The sequence below is a fragment of the Neomesorhizobium albiziae genome, assembly GCF_900114255.1.
Lineage (GTDB): Bacteria > Pseudomonadota > Alphaproteobacteria > Rhizobiales > Rhizobiaceae > Neomesorhizobium > Neomesorhizobium albiziae.
The window spans coordinates 139,132-153,126 of the sequence record NZ_FOSL01000007.1; the positions used below are offsets into that span (position 1 = coordinate 139,132).

The 13,995-nt window shown below is 64.6% G+C and carries 13 protein-coding genes; 6 read left to right on the forward strand and 7 right to left on the reverse strand.

What is annotated here, in order from left to right:
* Positions 1–142: 142 nt before the first annotated feature.
* Together F3H98_RS13815 and F3H98_RS13820 are read right to left on the reverse strand one after the other, a co-directional pair.
* A complete protein-coding gene (locus F3H98_RS13815) occupies positions 143–1,501 on the reverse strand; it encodes a PepSY-associated TM helix domain-containing protein (RefSeq protein ID WP_149760729.1) in 1,359 nt (452 codons plus the stop codon).
* A gap of 78 nt (positions 1,502–1,579) precedes the next feature.
* Positions 1,580–1,996, reverse strand: a complete 417-nt coding sequence (locus F3H98_RS13820; RefSeq protein WP_149760730.1) for a hypothetical protein — start codon at positions 1,994–1,996, stop codon at positions 1,580–1,582.
* Positions 1,997–2,122: 126 nt separating this feature from the next.
* Here F3H98_RS13820 and F3H98_RS13825 point away from each other — a divergent pair, with 126 nt between their 5' ends.
* A complete protein-coding gene (locus F3H98_RS13825; RefSeq protein ID WP_149760731.1) occupies positions 2,123–3,307 on the forward strand; it encodes a glycoside hydrolase family 5 protein in 1,185 nt (394 codons plus the stop codon).
* Between the two features lie 30 nt (positions 3,308–3,337).
* Here F3H98_RS13825 and F3H98_RS13830 read toward each other — a convergent pair whose 3' ends face one another.
* Positions 3,338–4,837, reverse strand: coding sequence for a helicase HerA domain-containing protein (locus tag F3H98_RS13830; RefSeq protein ID WP_149760732.1), 1,500 nt, complete (start codon positions 4,835–4,837; stop codon positions 3,338–3,340).
* Positions 4,838–4,995: 158 nt separating this feature from the next.
* Positions 4,996–5,754, reverse strand: a complete 759-nt coding sequence (locus F3H98_RS13835; RefSeq protein ID WP_149760827.1) for an SDR family oxidoreductase — start codon at positions 5,752–5,754, stop codon at positions 4,996–4,998.
* Between the two features lie 249 nt (positions 5,755–6,003).
* On the opposite strand from F3H98_RS13835, the gene F3H98_RS13840 reads away from it, so the two are divergent.
* The 5 genes from F3H98_RS13840 to F3H98_RS13860 all read left to right on the forward strand — a co-directional run bounded on the left by F3H98_RS13840 (position 6,004) and on the right by F3H98_RS13860 (position 11,666).
* A complete protein-coding gene (locus F3H98_RS13840) occupies positions 6,004–7,257 on the forward strand; it encodes a sarcosine oxidase subunit beta (protein WP_149760733.1) in 1,254 nt (417 codons plus the stop codon).
* A 20-nt stretch (positions 7,258–7,277) separates the two neighbouring features.
* Entirely contained in the window at positions 7,278–7,667 is a 390-nt protein-coding gene (locus F3H98_RS13845; protein WP_149760734.1) for a sarcosine oxidase subunit delta, read from the forward strand.
* On the forward strand, positions 7,667–10,660 hold the full coding sequence (locus F3H98_RS13850; protein WP_149760735.1) for a sarcosine oxidase subunit alpha: 2,994 nt from the start codon (positions 7,667–7,669) through the stop codon (positions 10,658–10,660). The genes F3H98_RS13845 and F3H98_RS13850 overlap by 1 nt, the downstream gene beginning before the upstream one ends.
* Positions 10,653–11,237 carry a sarcosine oxidase subunit gamma gene (locus tag F3H98_RS13855; RefSeq protein ID WP_149760736.1) on the forward strand — a complete coding sequence of 195 codons (585 nt, stop codon included), beginning with the start codon at positions 10,653–10,655 and terminating at the stop codon, positions 11,235–11,237. Before F3H98_RS13850 ends, F3H98_RS13855 begins: the two co-directional genes overlap by 8 nt.
* A 189-nt stretch (positions 11,238–11,426) precedes the next feature.
* Entirely contained in the window at positions 11,427–11,666 is a 240-nt protein-coding gene (locus F3H98_RS13860; RefSeq protein ID WP_149760737.1) for a hypothetical protein, read from the forward strand.
* 31 nt (positions 11,667–11,697) lie between these two features.
* On the opposite strand, the gene F3H98_RS13865 is transcribed toward F3H98_RS13860, so the two are convergent.
* Genes F3H98_RS13865 through F3H98_RS13875 form a run of 3 tightly spaced genes read right to left on the reverse strand, consistent with a single transcriptional unit; the run spans position 11,698 to position 13,986 of the window.
* Entirely contained in the window at positions 11,698–12,474 is a 777-nt protein-coding gene (locus tag F3H98_RS13865) for an SDR family NAD(P)-dependent oxidoreductase (RefSeq protein ID WP_149760738.1), read from the reverse strand.
* Position 12,475: 1 nt separating this feature from the next.
* On the reverse strand, positions 12,476–13,510 hold the full coding sequence (locus F3H98_RS13870; protein ID WP_149760739.1) for a phosphotransferase family protein: 1,035 nt from the start codon (positions 13,508–13,510) through the stop codon (positions 12,476–12,478).
* Positions 13,507–13,986 (reverse strand): MaoC family dehydratase, encoded by a 480-nt coding sequence (locus tag F3H98_RS13875; protein ID WP_149760740.1) that lies wholly within the window; start codon positions 13,984–13,986, stop codon positions 13,507–13,509. The genes F3H98_RS13870 and F3H98_RS13875 overlap by 4 nt, the downstream gene beginning before the upstream one ends.
* Positions 13,987–13,995: the final 9 nt, after the last annotated feature.

Here is a 13,995-nt window from a genome sequence, read left to right on the forward strand (position 1 = left end):
CGTTGTGAAACCATGAGGCAAGCGGCAATACCGTATGCCTCCGCAGTGGCTTTCCACCGCGAATTGCGGCGGCTGATAGCAGAATCAGCCGCCGATGTCCACACCAACCTTGCTTTTCATGTTCAGCATGGCTTCGCTGGGCTCAGGCTGCCTTTGTCCGCCACATCCGCGTCGCTGCCAAGTCCAGGCAGAGCATGGCAACCAGCGAGGCGCCGACAAGCGGGTAGATTACTCCGCCAACAGCCAGGATCACGATGACGCCCGCCAGTTTGCTGCGGTCGTTGGGCAGCGCCGGAACGCCAAGGCTGCCGGAAGGGCGGCGCTTCCACCACATCACCGCCGCGCTGACGGCCAGCGCCATGATCGCCATGCAGGCGGCAAGCAGGAACAGCTGGTTTGCCAGACCGAACTGCTGGCCGAGATGCACACTGATGCCCCATTCCAGAGCCTTGGCGGCGGCCCCGAAATCGGCGTAGCTCAGGTCGATCAGCGGCTTGCCGGTGTATTGGTCGAGGTGGACAATACGCTGCCTTTCGACGTCGTCGGGGAACACCGACGCCGTGTAGACGTCCGTGGGCGCGTTGGGGATGGCGACCGCATAGCCGTTCGCCACCTCAAGCCCGTCGAAGATCGCAACCGCGCGGTCGATGCCGATGGCGGAAGCCGCGTGGCCCGACGAATTCGGCACCATGGCGTGCTGGGTCGACCAGCTCGTTTCACCCTGGTGGTTCATGTGTTCATCCGACATCGGGATGTTGGTCCAGAACCCGGACGGATAGCCGAAATTGGAACTGTTTGCCCATGCGTTCACCTTGTCGCCCCAGAACACCGACCACGGCATGCCGGTGGCGGCCAGAAACAGGATGACACCGCCGACGAAGATGCCGGTCACCGCGTGCAGGTCGCGCCAGAAAATACGCTGCCGCGGCCTTCCCCGTACGCTCAATGCTCCGCCCCGGCCCTTTCGCGGCCACCAGAGATAGACGCCGGTGCCGACAAGCAGGATGGCCCAGCCGGCGGCGATTTCGATTGCGCCGCGGCCGATGGTGCCGAAGAACTTGAGGCTGTGAAGGTCGCGGATCAGATACATGATCGTTCCCTTGTCGGGCAGCGAGCCGAGGATCGCGCCGGTGTAGGGATTTGCGTAGACCGCGAGCTTCTCGCCGTTCGCTTGTTTGACGGTAATTTCGGCGGAAGCGGTGGGTGTTGCCGGCGTCGTGAACTTCATCGCCTCGCCGGGATATTGCGCCGTCGCAGCGGCGATCATTGCGGAGGGGGCGGCAAGGGCGGTTCCCACCTCGACGCGTTTCAAGTCAGAGTGAACCACAGCGTCGATCTCGTCGCGAAAGAGATAGAGCGCGCCGGTCAGGGCGAGCGTTATCAGGAAGGGCAGGACAAGAAGCCCGGCATAGAAATGCCAGCGCCACACGGCGCGGTAGAGATCTGAGGCGTTGTTGTTGCCGGCCACGGTTGTGGTCCGGCCGATGATGATGTCGGTCATGGTGGTTCCAAACAGAAGGAGGGATGTCGGCCTGCATCGCAGCGCACGCAAGGTACGCGCGCCGGCCGATGGATTCGGTCAGAGAATTCTGTTCGGCGGACCGCGCGGGGCGTCCCAGCTTTGTTCGGAGGAAGGCGGAAGTCTCGTGTCGTCAGGCCAGCCGGGACGGGCCAGTTCGGCGGAAGGCCGCGGCAGCGGTATCGCGCCGGCATCGACATCTGGGGCGAAGGCCATTTCCTTGCCGACGCCGCACAATGATGCGCAAGGGCAAAGGTTCTTTTCGTGCTGTTTCGCCGGCTTGCCGGAGCCGGTCCATCCCGGCGGCACGTCGCCCGAGGGCGCGCAGATGACAAAGCTGGTATTGCCGGCGGTCGCCGCCATGGCGCCGGCCGAAAAGCCGCCGACAAAAACCTGGAGGACCAGAAGATAGGCTGCGAGCGCGGCGAAACCGCCACGCAACAGCTTGTCCTCAAGTAGATGCCTCATTGCCTTCATGCAGCCTCATAACCAGCGCCGGGGATTTTGTCACCGGGCAGGATCGCCATGCTTCGATCCGAACCGCAATTCCGCCGCATTGGGACCGAAGGTGCGTGGTTCGTTTTCTCTTTACAGGGTTGCCTCATGCGGCTGCTTCGCGGCGCGTTGCTTTTTCTTTTGCTCGGCTTCGCCACCAGTGCGGGCGCCGCCGACCTCATGCGGTTCTGGGATACGCCGCAGAGAGGCGGCAACAGTTTCAACCGGCTGCCGCCCGATCAGGCCTATTTCGATGCGCTGGCCGGATACGGCGCGACCTGGGTGCGGCTTTCCTACGACAAGTGGAAGCCGCAAGGCCGGGATTTTCTGGTCGGCGACGCGGACCGATACGCCGGCCTGAGCGAGGGCGATCTCGCCACCCTCAAGGCGACGCTTGACCGCGCCAACAAGGCCAGATTGAAGGTGGTGATCGCGCCACTGTCGTTGCCTGGCATGCGCTGGGCGCAGAACAACAGCAACCAGTTCGACGACCGGCTGTGGCAGGACAAGGCCTACTGGGATCAGTCGGCGGCGTTCTGGCGCGATCTTGCGGCCGCGCTGAAGGATCATCCGGCTGTCGCGGCCTACAACATCGTCAACGAGCCGGCGCCGGAAAAGCAGGGCGGACTTGCCGAACATGCGAAGCCATCGGCCATGCAGGCCTGGTACGGCAAGCACAAAGGCACGGCGCGTGACCTGCCGGCTTTCTACGAGGCCGTGATCAAGGCAATCCGCGAGGTCGATCCGGTGACGCCGGTGATGACCGATGCGGGCTGGTATGCCGCCGCCGACGCGTTTGCCTATTGGCCGGGGCCGCTGACGGACCAACGCGTGCTCTATGCCTTCCACATGTATGAACCCTATGCCGCCACCAGCGCGCCCAACCTCAAACGCGAGAAGCCCTATGCCTATCCGGGCATGGTGCCGTTCGGCGAGCAGCAGGAAGAGTGGAATGGCGGCCGGGTCGGCACCTATCTGCAGCTGCCGCTCGACTGGGCCGACAAGGCCGGCATTCCCAGAAATCGCATGGTGGCGGGGGAGTTCGGCTGCATGCGGCGGCTGCTGGGCTGCAGGCAATATCTGGAAGATGTCTTGACCAAGCTCGACGAGGCAAAGGTGCACTGGGCCTTCTACAGCTTCCGCGAGGATAGCTGGGACGGCATGGATTACGAACTCGGCAGCGACAAGGTGAACTGGAAATACTGGGAAGCCATCGACGCCAATCAGCCGGACCCGGTGAAACGCAAGCCGACGCCGGAATTCGAACCGATCAGGAAACGCCTGGCCAAGTAAGCGAGCCGCTGCTCATCGCGGCTCGGACGGCTACTCCGCCGCGTCGCGGGCCTGCTCGTCCGGCGCATCGGGATCGCCAGGTGCGGTTTCGCAGCCGAGATCGGGAAAGGCGAGGATGCGCCGGCTGTGGAAATCGGTGCGCACGACCAGCAGGCCGCGTTCCTCGAAATAGGCGAGCAGACGGCGGGCGCGGCGCGGCGAATGGCTGCCATAGGCGCGCGCCAGCATCGCATCCGAAGGGCAGGGCGCATTGGCGATGGCCGCCTGGGCAACCACCAGAAACACCCCTTGCAGATCGTCCGGCAAATCCTCCGATAACTTGAGGGCCGTGGCCCAGACCTCGCCCTCGGCGGTGCGCGCATCGACGCCGGCGCGGGCTACCGCGAACTGGCGGCGAAAGGCCGGCAGGTTCAGCGGTTCGCCGGGTACGCGGCGAATGCGGCAGCGCACCAGGAAATCCTGGTAAAGGACCGCGTCCGAACGGAAGGCGGCATCGGGGTCTTCGAGAATCTCGCGCATCACGGCATCGATGCCGGCGTTGCGTTCGGCTTCGTCGATGATGGCGAAGACGGGCTCGGCGGGCGGCGCCGGCGCAAGTTTCGGCTTTGAAAGCTGCGCCAGGAGGTCCGCCGTTGGCATTGGCGGCGGCGGGGCGCGGCGCACCGGCAGTCTCGCCTCGTCCGGCCCGGGGGTGAAGATCAGGTCGCGCGCGTCTTCGGGCGCGTCGGGCAGCGGCGTCAGCTTGGGGCTGGTCGAGCGGGCCGAGGTTTCCACCGGGCCGATGGTGATCGGCAGCGGCCGCCGCGACAGCGCTGGCCCGAGCGCCACGAAATGGCCGCGCGCCAGGTCGCGAAACATCTCGGCCTGCCGCCTGTCCATGCCGAGCAGGTCGGCGGCGCGCGCCATGTCGATGTCGAGGAAGGTGCGGCCCATCAGGAAGTTGGACGCCTCGGCGGCGACGTTCTTGGCGAGCTTGGCCAGCCGCTGCGTGGCGATGACGCCGGCCAATCCGCGCTTGCGGCCGCGGCACATCAGGTTGGTCATCGCGCCAAGCGAGACTTTTCGGGCTTCGTCCGAGACTTCGCCGGCTGCGGCCGGCGCAAACAACTGCGCCTCGTCGACCACCACCAGCACGGGGTACCAATGGTCGCGTTCGGCATCGAACATGCCGCCGAGGAAGGCGGCGGCGGCGCGCATCTGCTGTTCGACATCGAGGCCCTCGAGATTGACCACGACGGAAACGCGATGCTGGCGGATACGCCCGGCAATGCGGGTCAGTTCGGCCTCGGTGCGTTGCGCGTCGACCACGACATGGCCGAACTTGTCGGCAAGCGTGACGAAATCGCCCTCCGGATCGATGACGCACTGCTGCACCCACGGCGCGCTCTGCTCGAGCAGGCGGCGCAGCAGGTGCGATTTGCCTGAGCCTGAATTCCCCTGCACCAGAAGGCGCGTCGCCAGCAATTCTTCCAGGTCGAGCGCGGCTGGCTTTCCGGCGGAAGCCACGCCCATGTCCACGTCCACTTTCATGCGGTCCCTCGCGGTCGAGGGCGCGTTCTAGCATCCCGGCGTGGCAACGGCGATGCGGTTGCGAGCGATTCCCACAGTCAAGGCGTTCCGGCCTATGCGGCGCCCAACAGATTCTCAAATTGAAGAAAGGCGCCCTCGGAAGGGCGCCCTCCTTTTCTTCATGTCCGGTTGATCGATATGCCGCCGTCGGCCAGAAGTGCTGATCCCGTCGTGAAGCTCGAGGCGTCGGATGCGAGGTAAAGCGCCGACCGCGCGATCTCCTCGGGGCTGGCGACACGCTTCAGCGCATGAAGGCCCTCGACGAAAACCCGTTCCTGTGGCGTCTTGAAGGTGGCGGCCGGCGTATCGGTGCCGCCCGGCAGCAGCGCGTTCACGCGCACGCCCCTGGCGCCGTATTCCGCCGCCAGAACCTGCGTGAGTCCGATCAATCCCGCCTTGCTCGCCGCATAGGCGGTCATGCCGGGCATGCCGACAGTGTGGCCGACAAAGGTGCAGGTGAATATCAGCGAACCGCCGCCGCGCTCGACCATCGCCGGCACCTGGTACTTGGCGCCGAGAAAAGCGCTGGTGAGGTTGGTGTCGAGCGCGTCGCGCCAATCGTCCTGCGCCAGTTCCGAAACGGGTCCCATCGCGCCGATGCTGCCGGCGTTGTTGAAGGCGATGTCCAGTCCGCCGTATTTTCCGATGGCGAGTTCGACCAGCGCCTTTGCGTAGGCCTCGTCCTTGACGTTGCCGGCCAAGGCGGCCGCTTCGCCGCCATCTCCGGCGATTTCGGCAACGAGCGATTCGAGTTCGGCCTGGCGCCGCGCCGCGACGACGACCCTGGCGCCTTCGGCGGCAAACAGTTTTGCCGTCGCGCGGCCGATGCCGGAACTTGCGCCGGTGACGATGGCGACCTTGTTGGTGAGTGCGAACATCTTTGCATCCTCTTGTTTCGCGCCGATCCAGCGTCGGCATTTGAGGATGAGGTTTGACAGCGTTGCGCCGGTCACGACACCCGAAAGCTGCGGCGTGCCGGCCGGCGTGGCTTGCATGTGTGCCGTGACGGCGCAAAACGGCACCCTTGGTCGCAAACAGCGCAAAGCTGGCACAGGCTTTTCGCTAGTGATACACCTCGCCATTCGACGGAAAGCGCGTCCGATCCGGCACTGCGAGGCTTCGAAAACATGCGGAAATATTCGGTTTTTGCCATCGCCCGCGAGGCCATGCGCGGCCACAAAGGCTGGGAGGAGCAGTGGTCCTCGCCCGAGCCGAAGTCTGAATACGAGGTCGTCATCGTCGGCGCCGGCGGGCATGGGCTGGCGACCGCCTATTATCTCGCCAAGGTGCATGGCATCACCAATGTCGCGGTGCTGGAAAAGGGCTGGCTCGGCGGCGGCAATACCGGCCGCAACACCACGATCATCCGCTCCAACTATCTCTACGACGAGAGCGCCGGCATCTACGATCACGCGGTGAAATTGTGGGACGGCCTCAGCCAGGACCTGAACTACAACGTCATGTATTCGGCGCGCGGCGTCATGATGCTGGCGCACAATGTGCACGACGTTCAGGTACTGAAGCGTCACGTCCACGCCAACCGGCTGAACGGCATCGACAATGAATGGCTGACGCCTGAACAGGCTAAGGAATTCTGCCCGCCGCTCAACATCTCGAAAGCGGCGCGCTACCCGGTGGTGGGTGCGGCCTTGCAGCGGCGCGGCGGCACGGCGCGCCATGACGCGGTCGCCTGGGGTTATGCGCGGGCGGCGTCGGCGCGGGGCGTCGACATCATCCAGAATTGCGAGGTGACCGGCGTCAAGCGCTCGGCCAACGGCCATGTCACCGGCGTCGAGACGACGCGCGGCTTCATCGGCGCCAGGAAAATCGGCGTCGTGGCCGCCGGCCATTCATCGGTGATCATGCAGATGGCTGATGTGCGCATGCCGCTGGAGAGCTATCCGCTGCAGGCGCTGGTGTCGGAGCCGGTGAAACCGGTTTTCCCCTGCGTGGTCATGTCCAACACCGTGCACGCCTATATCTCGCAGTCGGACAAGGGCGAACTGGTCATTGGCGCCGGCACCGACCAGTACATCTCCTATTCGCAGACCGGCGGCCTCCACATCCTCAACCACACGCTCGACGCGATCTGCGAGATGTTCCCGATGTTCACGCGCATGAAGATGCTGCGCTCGTGGGGCGGCATCGTCGACGTGACGCCGGACCGCTCGCCGATCCTGGCCAAGACGCCAGTCCCGGGGCTCTACGTCAACTGCGGCTGGGGTACTGGCGGCTTCAAGGCGACGCCTGGTTCGGGCCACGTTTTCGCGCACACCATCGCCAACGACAATCCGCATCCGATCAACGCGCCCTTCACCATCGAGCGCTTCCGCACCGGCCGGCTGATCGACGAGGCGGCAGCTGCCGCCGTGGCGCACTAAGAAAATCGCTGGGGAAAACCATGCTTCTCATCCGCTGCCCCTATTGCGAGGAAGAGCGCCCGGAACTCGAATTCCGCAACGCCGGCGAAGCCCACATCGCGCGCTCGACCGATATCGCTAGCCAGAGCGACGAGGACTTCGAAAAGTTCTTCTTCATCCGTTCCAATCCCAAAGGCCTGATCTACGAGCGCTGGCGCCACATCCATGGCTGCGGGCGCTTCTTCAATGCCGCGCGCGATACGGTCAGCGACAAGTTCGTCCTCACCTACAAGGCGGGCGAGCCAAAGCCCGACATTTCGCGCGCCGCCAATGACAGCGGACCGGCGGCATGGGCCAACCGTCCGCCGGATCAGCTCAACGTGAAGAAGCCGGCCGCCAGACGCGCGCCGTCGAAGAAGGGGAAAGCCTGATGGCCGGCACCTATCGCATCGCCGGCAAGGGCCGGCTGACGCCGGCGAGAACCGCGCGGTTCAGCTTCGACGATCAGAGCTTCACCGGTATCGAGGGCGACACGCTCGCCTCGGCGCTGCTTGCCAACGGTGTCCACCTGGTCGGCCGTTCGTTCAAGTACCACCGGCCGCGCGGCATCCTTTCGGCCGGCGCCGAGGAGCCGAACGCGCTGGTTTCGATCGAGCGCGATGCGGCGCGCAAGACCCCGAATGTCAGGGCGACCGTGCAGGAGCTCTATGACGGGCTGACCGCGAAATCGCAGAACCGCTGGCCGTCGCTGTCGTTCGACGTCGGCGCGCTCAATGATCTGGCCTCGCCGATGTTCTCGGCCGGCTTTTACTACAAGACCTTCATGTGGCCGAAGGCCGCCTGGAAGAGTTTCTACGAACCAAACATCCGCGCCGCCGCCGGCCTTGGCGTCGCCCCGGACCAGCCGGACCCGGATCATTATGCGTCGCGCTTCGCCCATTGCGAGGTGCTGGTGCTGGGTGGCGGCGCGGCAGGCCTTGCCGCAGCCCTTGCCGCGGCCGAAAGCGGCGTTCGCGTCATCATCTGCGATGAACAGGCCGAATTCGGCGGCGCGCTGCGCTTCGAGACCGGCACGAAGATCGACGGCCAGGAGGGCTGGGCCTGGGCGCAGGCAACCGCAGCCAGGCTCGCCGCCATGGACAATGTGCGTGTTTTGCCGCGCACCACGGCGTTCGGCTACTACGCGCAGAATTTCGTCGGCCTGGTCGAGCGGGTCACCGAGCATCTCGCCAATCCCGGCCAGGATCTGCCGCGCGAGCGGCTGTGGCAGGTGCGCGCCAAACGGGTGATCCTCGCCACCGGCGCCATCGAGCGGCACATGGTGTTTGCCGACAACGACCGGCCGGGCGTCATGCTGGCGTCCGCCGCGCGTACCTATCTCAACCACTACGGCGTCACGGTCGGTAAGAACGTCGGCGTCTACACCGCCAACGATTCCGCCTACGCCGCGGCGATCGACCTGAAAAAGGCGGGCGTCGAGGTCGCGGCGATTGTCGATCTGCGCGACAACCCGACCGGTCCGGTGGTCGACGAAGCAAGGGCGCTCGGCATCGAGATCAACCATGGCCGCGCCGTGGTGAAGGCGCGCGGCAAGCTGCGCGTGTCGTCGATGGTGGTCCAGCCGAAGAATGGCGGGGCCGAACGCACGATACCGGTCGACGCGATCCTGATGTCGTCCGGCTGGACGCCGTCGGTCCACCTCTTCTCGCAGTCGCGCGGCAAGGTCGCGTTCGACGACGCGACGAAGCGGTTCCTGCCCGGCAAATACGCGCAGGATTGTGTTTCCGTCGGCGCCTCCAACGGCACGGACACGCTGGAGGCGAGCATTGCCGAAGCACTCTCGGCCGGCGAAAAAGCGGCGAAGGACGCCGGCGCGAAAGCCGCCAAGGCAGTGAAGTTGAATGCCGAGACTTCGGAAGGCTGGACCGGCGGCATGCTGGGTGCTGGCCCCGGAGCCGGCGCCGACACCACGGTGAAGGCGTTTGTCGATTTCCAGAACGACGTCACCGCCAAGGATATCCGCCTTGCGGTGCGCGAGGGCATGCGCTCGATCGAGCACGTCAAGCGTTTCACCACCAACGGCATGGCGACCGACCAGGGGAAGACCTCCAACATGCACGGTCTGGCCATCGCGGCCGAGACGCTGGGCAAGGAGATTCCCGAAGTCGGCCTCACCACCTTCCGTGCGCCCTACACGCCGGTAACCTTCGGCTCCATCGTCAACCATGCGCGCGGGCCGCTGTTCGACCCGACGCGCAAGACGCCGACGCATCCGTGGGCGGAAGCGCATGGCGCGGTGTTCGAGGATGTCGGCCAGTGGAAACGCGCCTGGTACTTCCCGAAAGCCGGCGAAGACATGCATGCCGCCGTCAACCGCGAATGCGCCACCGTGCGCGACACGGCCGGCCTTTTCGACGCCTCGACTCTCGGCAAGATCGAGGTGGTCGGGCCCGACGCGGCGAAATTCATGGAACTCCTCTACACCAATCCGTGGGAGAAGCTGGAGCCCGGCCGCTGCCGCTATGGCATCATGCTGCGCGAGGATGGCTTCATCTATGATGACGGTGTCGTTGGCCGGCTTGCAGCCGACCGGTTCCATGTTACGACCACCACCGGCGGTGCTGCCCGCGTGATGAACCACATGGAGGATTACCTCCAGACGGAATTCCCTGAGCTCAAGGTGTGGCTCACCTCGATCTCCGAGCAATGGGCGGTCATCGCCGTGCAAGGCCCCAATTCGCGCAAGATCATCGAGCCACTGCTCGAAGGGATCGACATTTCGGACGCGGCAATGCCGCATATGTCGGTGCGCGAAGGAAAGATTTGCGGCGTCCCGACACGGCTGTTCCGCATGTCCTTCACCGGCGACCGCGGTTTCGAGGTCAACGTACCGGCCGACTACGGCCAGGCGGTGTGGGAAGCGCTGTGGGCCGAGGGACAGAAGCACGGCGCCTGCGCCTACGGCACGGAGGCCATGCACGTGCTGCGCGCCGAAAAGGGCTACATCATCGTCGGCCAGGATACGGATGGCACCGTCACCACCAACGATGCCGGCCTCGACTGGGCGGTGGGCAAGAAGAAGGCCGATTTCGTCGGCATTCGCGGCATGACGCGGCCGGACCTGGTGGCGAAGGGCCGCAAGCAACTGGTAGGCCTCAAGACCAGGGATCCGAAGGTCGTGCTGGAGGAAGGCGCGCAGGTCGTCGCCGATCCCAACCAGCCTGTGCCGGTGAAGATGATCGGCCACGTCACATCCAGCTACTGGTCGGAAAATTGCGGGCGTTCGATCGCTTTCGGGCTGGTGGCCGGCGGTCGCGACCTGATGGGGACGACGCTCTATGTGCCGATGCCGGACAGCGTCATCGAGGTCGAGGTGACGAACATGGTGTTCTTCGACGAGAAGGGGGAGCGCCTCAATGGCTAAGGCAGCTCAACGCGCCGTCGCATCGGCGGCAGGAAACACGGCAAAGCGGGTCGGCCCGCTGGACGGCCGCGCCAAGCGCACGGCCATGGTGAGCGTCGAGCCGGCCCCGCCGGCAACCCGCATTTCGCTGCGAGCCGGCAAGGATGCGGTGCCCGCCCTGTCGAAGGCCCTGGGGCTGGCGCTTCCGGACCGGCCCAAGACCTCCGCGTCGAAGGGCAGCCGCACGGCGCTCTGGCTCGGCCCGGACGAATGGCTGGTGATAGACCAGGCCGGCCACGACATGCTCGCCGACTGCGCCAAGGTGAAGGCGCTGCATTCGGCGGTCGACATTTCCCACCGCAACATCGGCATCGTCGTCAGCGGCGCGGCCGCGGCCGACACGATCAATGCCGGATGCCCGCAGGACCTCTCACTGGCGGCGTTTCCCGTCGGCGCTTCGACGCGCACTGTGTTCGGCAAGATCGAGATTGTACTTCTGCGCACCGCCGAGGAGACCTTCAGGGTCGAATGCTGGCGCTCGTTTTCCTGTTATGCGTTCACCTTCCTGGCGGAAGCCGCGCGCGATGCGGCCGCATAGATCATGACCCCGGAAAGTGGAAACCGCTTTTCGGAAAAGATCATGCTCCCACAAAGAGATAGAGCCCCATTCCAGCTCCATCGGAGTGGAACAGGCTCCGGAGCACTCGACTGAATGCATCTGCTCCATCAGGGGAGGCAGGAACTTTCGGGGTAAGGTCGCGTTTGTGTGAGCCACAGGAGAGCATTCATGACCGATCACATCGCAACGGACGGGGAACGCGACGAGGCGGGCTCGCATCGGCCTCAGGATCGGCCAACCGAGCGCAAGCCCGAACAAGGCAAGATCGGCCGGCGCGGCCTTTCCAAGGAGACGCTGGAAGAAGAGCTCGAGATCGGGCTTGAAGACAGTTTTCCGGCCAGCGATCCGGTATCGATCACCATCACGTCCATCCCGGGCGAACCGAAACGGCGTCGCAAGGGCGACTGACCGCCGTCTTCCTTCGGACCCCTGCCAGGTTTCAGATAGCCGCGATGCCCCCGTCGACCGACAGCGTGTGGCCCGTCATAAACGAATTCTTCGGATCGGCGGCGAAAAGGATCACCTCGATCACCTCGTCGATCTCGGCGACGCGCTTCATCGGAACGCCGCGTGTCAATTCCGCGATTGCTTCGGGTTCGCGGCCGCCCGCCAGTTTGACGAAATCGCCCACCATGTTGGTGCGCGCATAGGACGGGCACACTGCATTCACGCGGATGCCCTTGGCGGCGTATTCCAGCGCGGCGGAGCGCGTAAGGCCGACCACACCGTGCTTGGCCGCCGAATAGACCGACAGGCGGGCGGCGCCGCTGAGCCCCGCGACGGAGGAGACGTTGACGATGATGCCGCCGCGTCCGCTGGCGCGGTTCTGCTTTTCCATCACCGGCAACTGGTACTTCATGGCGTAGAAGACGCCGAGAAGATCGATTTCGATGATCCTGCGCGCTTCGTCCGAGGGCACCTGCGGCAGCCTGACGAAACTTTGCGCGATGCCGGCATTGTTGATTGCGATGTCCAGCCTGCCGAAGCGCTTCACCGCCAGCTTGACGAGTGATTCGGAAAGCTCCTCGTCGGCGATGTCGCCGGCAAGCGTCGCGGTCTCGGCGTCCAGCGAAGCGGCTAACTCTTCCAGCGGCCCGGCGTCGAGATCGGACAGCACGAGCCTTGCCCCTTCGGCGGCAAACCTTTCGGCGGAACGGCGGCCAAATCCGCCGGTTGCTCCGGTAATGAGAACCGTCAGGTCCTGAAAACGGCTCATCTCATTCCTTTCCGTCGATAAGCCGCACTGCAAGGCCAGCCAACAACTTCACCGCGTCGCCATATTGCCTCGCCTTTTCGGGATTGGAGGCGTTGCCGTCAAGTGCGCGTTTGTACACACCCTGGCAGATCGCGGCGAGGCGGAAGAACGAGAAGGCCAGGCAGAAAGTCCAGTTGCCGATTCCGTTGATTTTCCGCCGCCCGCAATATTTCGCAACATATTCTTTTTCCGTAGGCAGGCCGATCGCCGCGCGGTCTATGCCGCCCAGCCCCCGAAAACCCGAGGAATGCGGCAGCCGCCACTGCATGCACTGATAGGCGAGATCGGCATAGGGGTGGCCAAGCGTCGACAATTCCCAGTCGAGCACCGCAACGACCGAAGGCCGGTCGGCCGCGAAGATCATGTTGTCCAGCCGGTAGTCGCCATGCACCAGCGACACCAGACCGTCGTCGGCCGGCAGATTGCTTTCCAGCCAGCTTATCAGCCTGTCCATATCTGCAACGGCGCCGGTCTCGGAGGCCCGGTACTGGCTCGTCCAGCGGCCGAGCTGACGTTCGAAATAGCTGCCGGGCTTGCCGAAGTCGCCAAGACCGGCTGCCCCGACATCGACGTCGTGCAGCGCCGCCAGCGTGGCGTTCATGGAATCGTAGATTGCCCCGCGTTCGCCATTGTCGGCAATTTCCGACAGCTCCGGGTCCCACAGGATACGGCCCTCGACATAGTCCATGACGTAGAACATGCGGCCTATCGGCGAATCCTCCGTCGACAGGTGCAGCACGCGCGGCACCGGAAAGGCGGTGGTGGCCAACGCCTTCATGACACGGAATTCGCGGTCGACCTGATGCGCGGACTTCAAGAGGGCGCCGGGCGGCTTGGCGCGCAGCACATAGCGGCCGCTCGCGGCGGTCAGCAGATAGGTCGGATTGGACTGGCCTGATTTGAATTTTTCGATCGACCGGAGATCGGAAAATCCTGGAATGTTGGCTTCGAGATAGGGAGCGAGCGCGACGATATCGAGCGCATTCGGATCGCTCATGCAGTCTCATCCTTGCGTTCGATGACGGCAATCGTCAGCCATCTCGCGGTGATCGCGGGCTTCACCGAGTTCTCGATCTCGATGGTCAAATTGTAGTTGATCTGCACCCAGCCCGAAGGGCGGGCATTGACGTCGGCCAGGAAGAACCGGGCGCGAATGCGGGCGCCCGTCTTGACCGGCGCGATGAAGCGCAGCTTGTCGAAGCCGTAATTGATACCCATGCCGGTGCCCTCGAGCGTCGGCAGGGTTTCGTAGGTCATCGCCGAGAGCAGGGAAAGCGTCAGGAAACCGTGCGCGATTGTGCCGCCGAACGGTGCTTCCCTGGCTGCGCGCTCGGGATCGACATGGATCCACTGGTGATCGTCGGTCGCCTGGGCAAACTGGTCGATCATGGTCTGCGTCACCACGCGCCAGGGCGAAAGTCCAACCTCCTTGCCGGCGAGCGTCAGCAATTCATCAAGCTTGATGGATTTCAAAAAAGCACT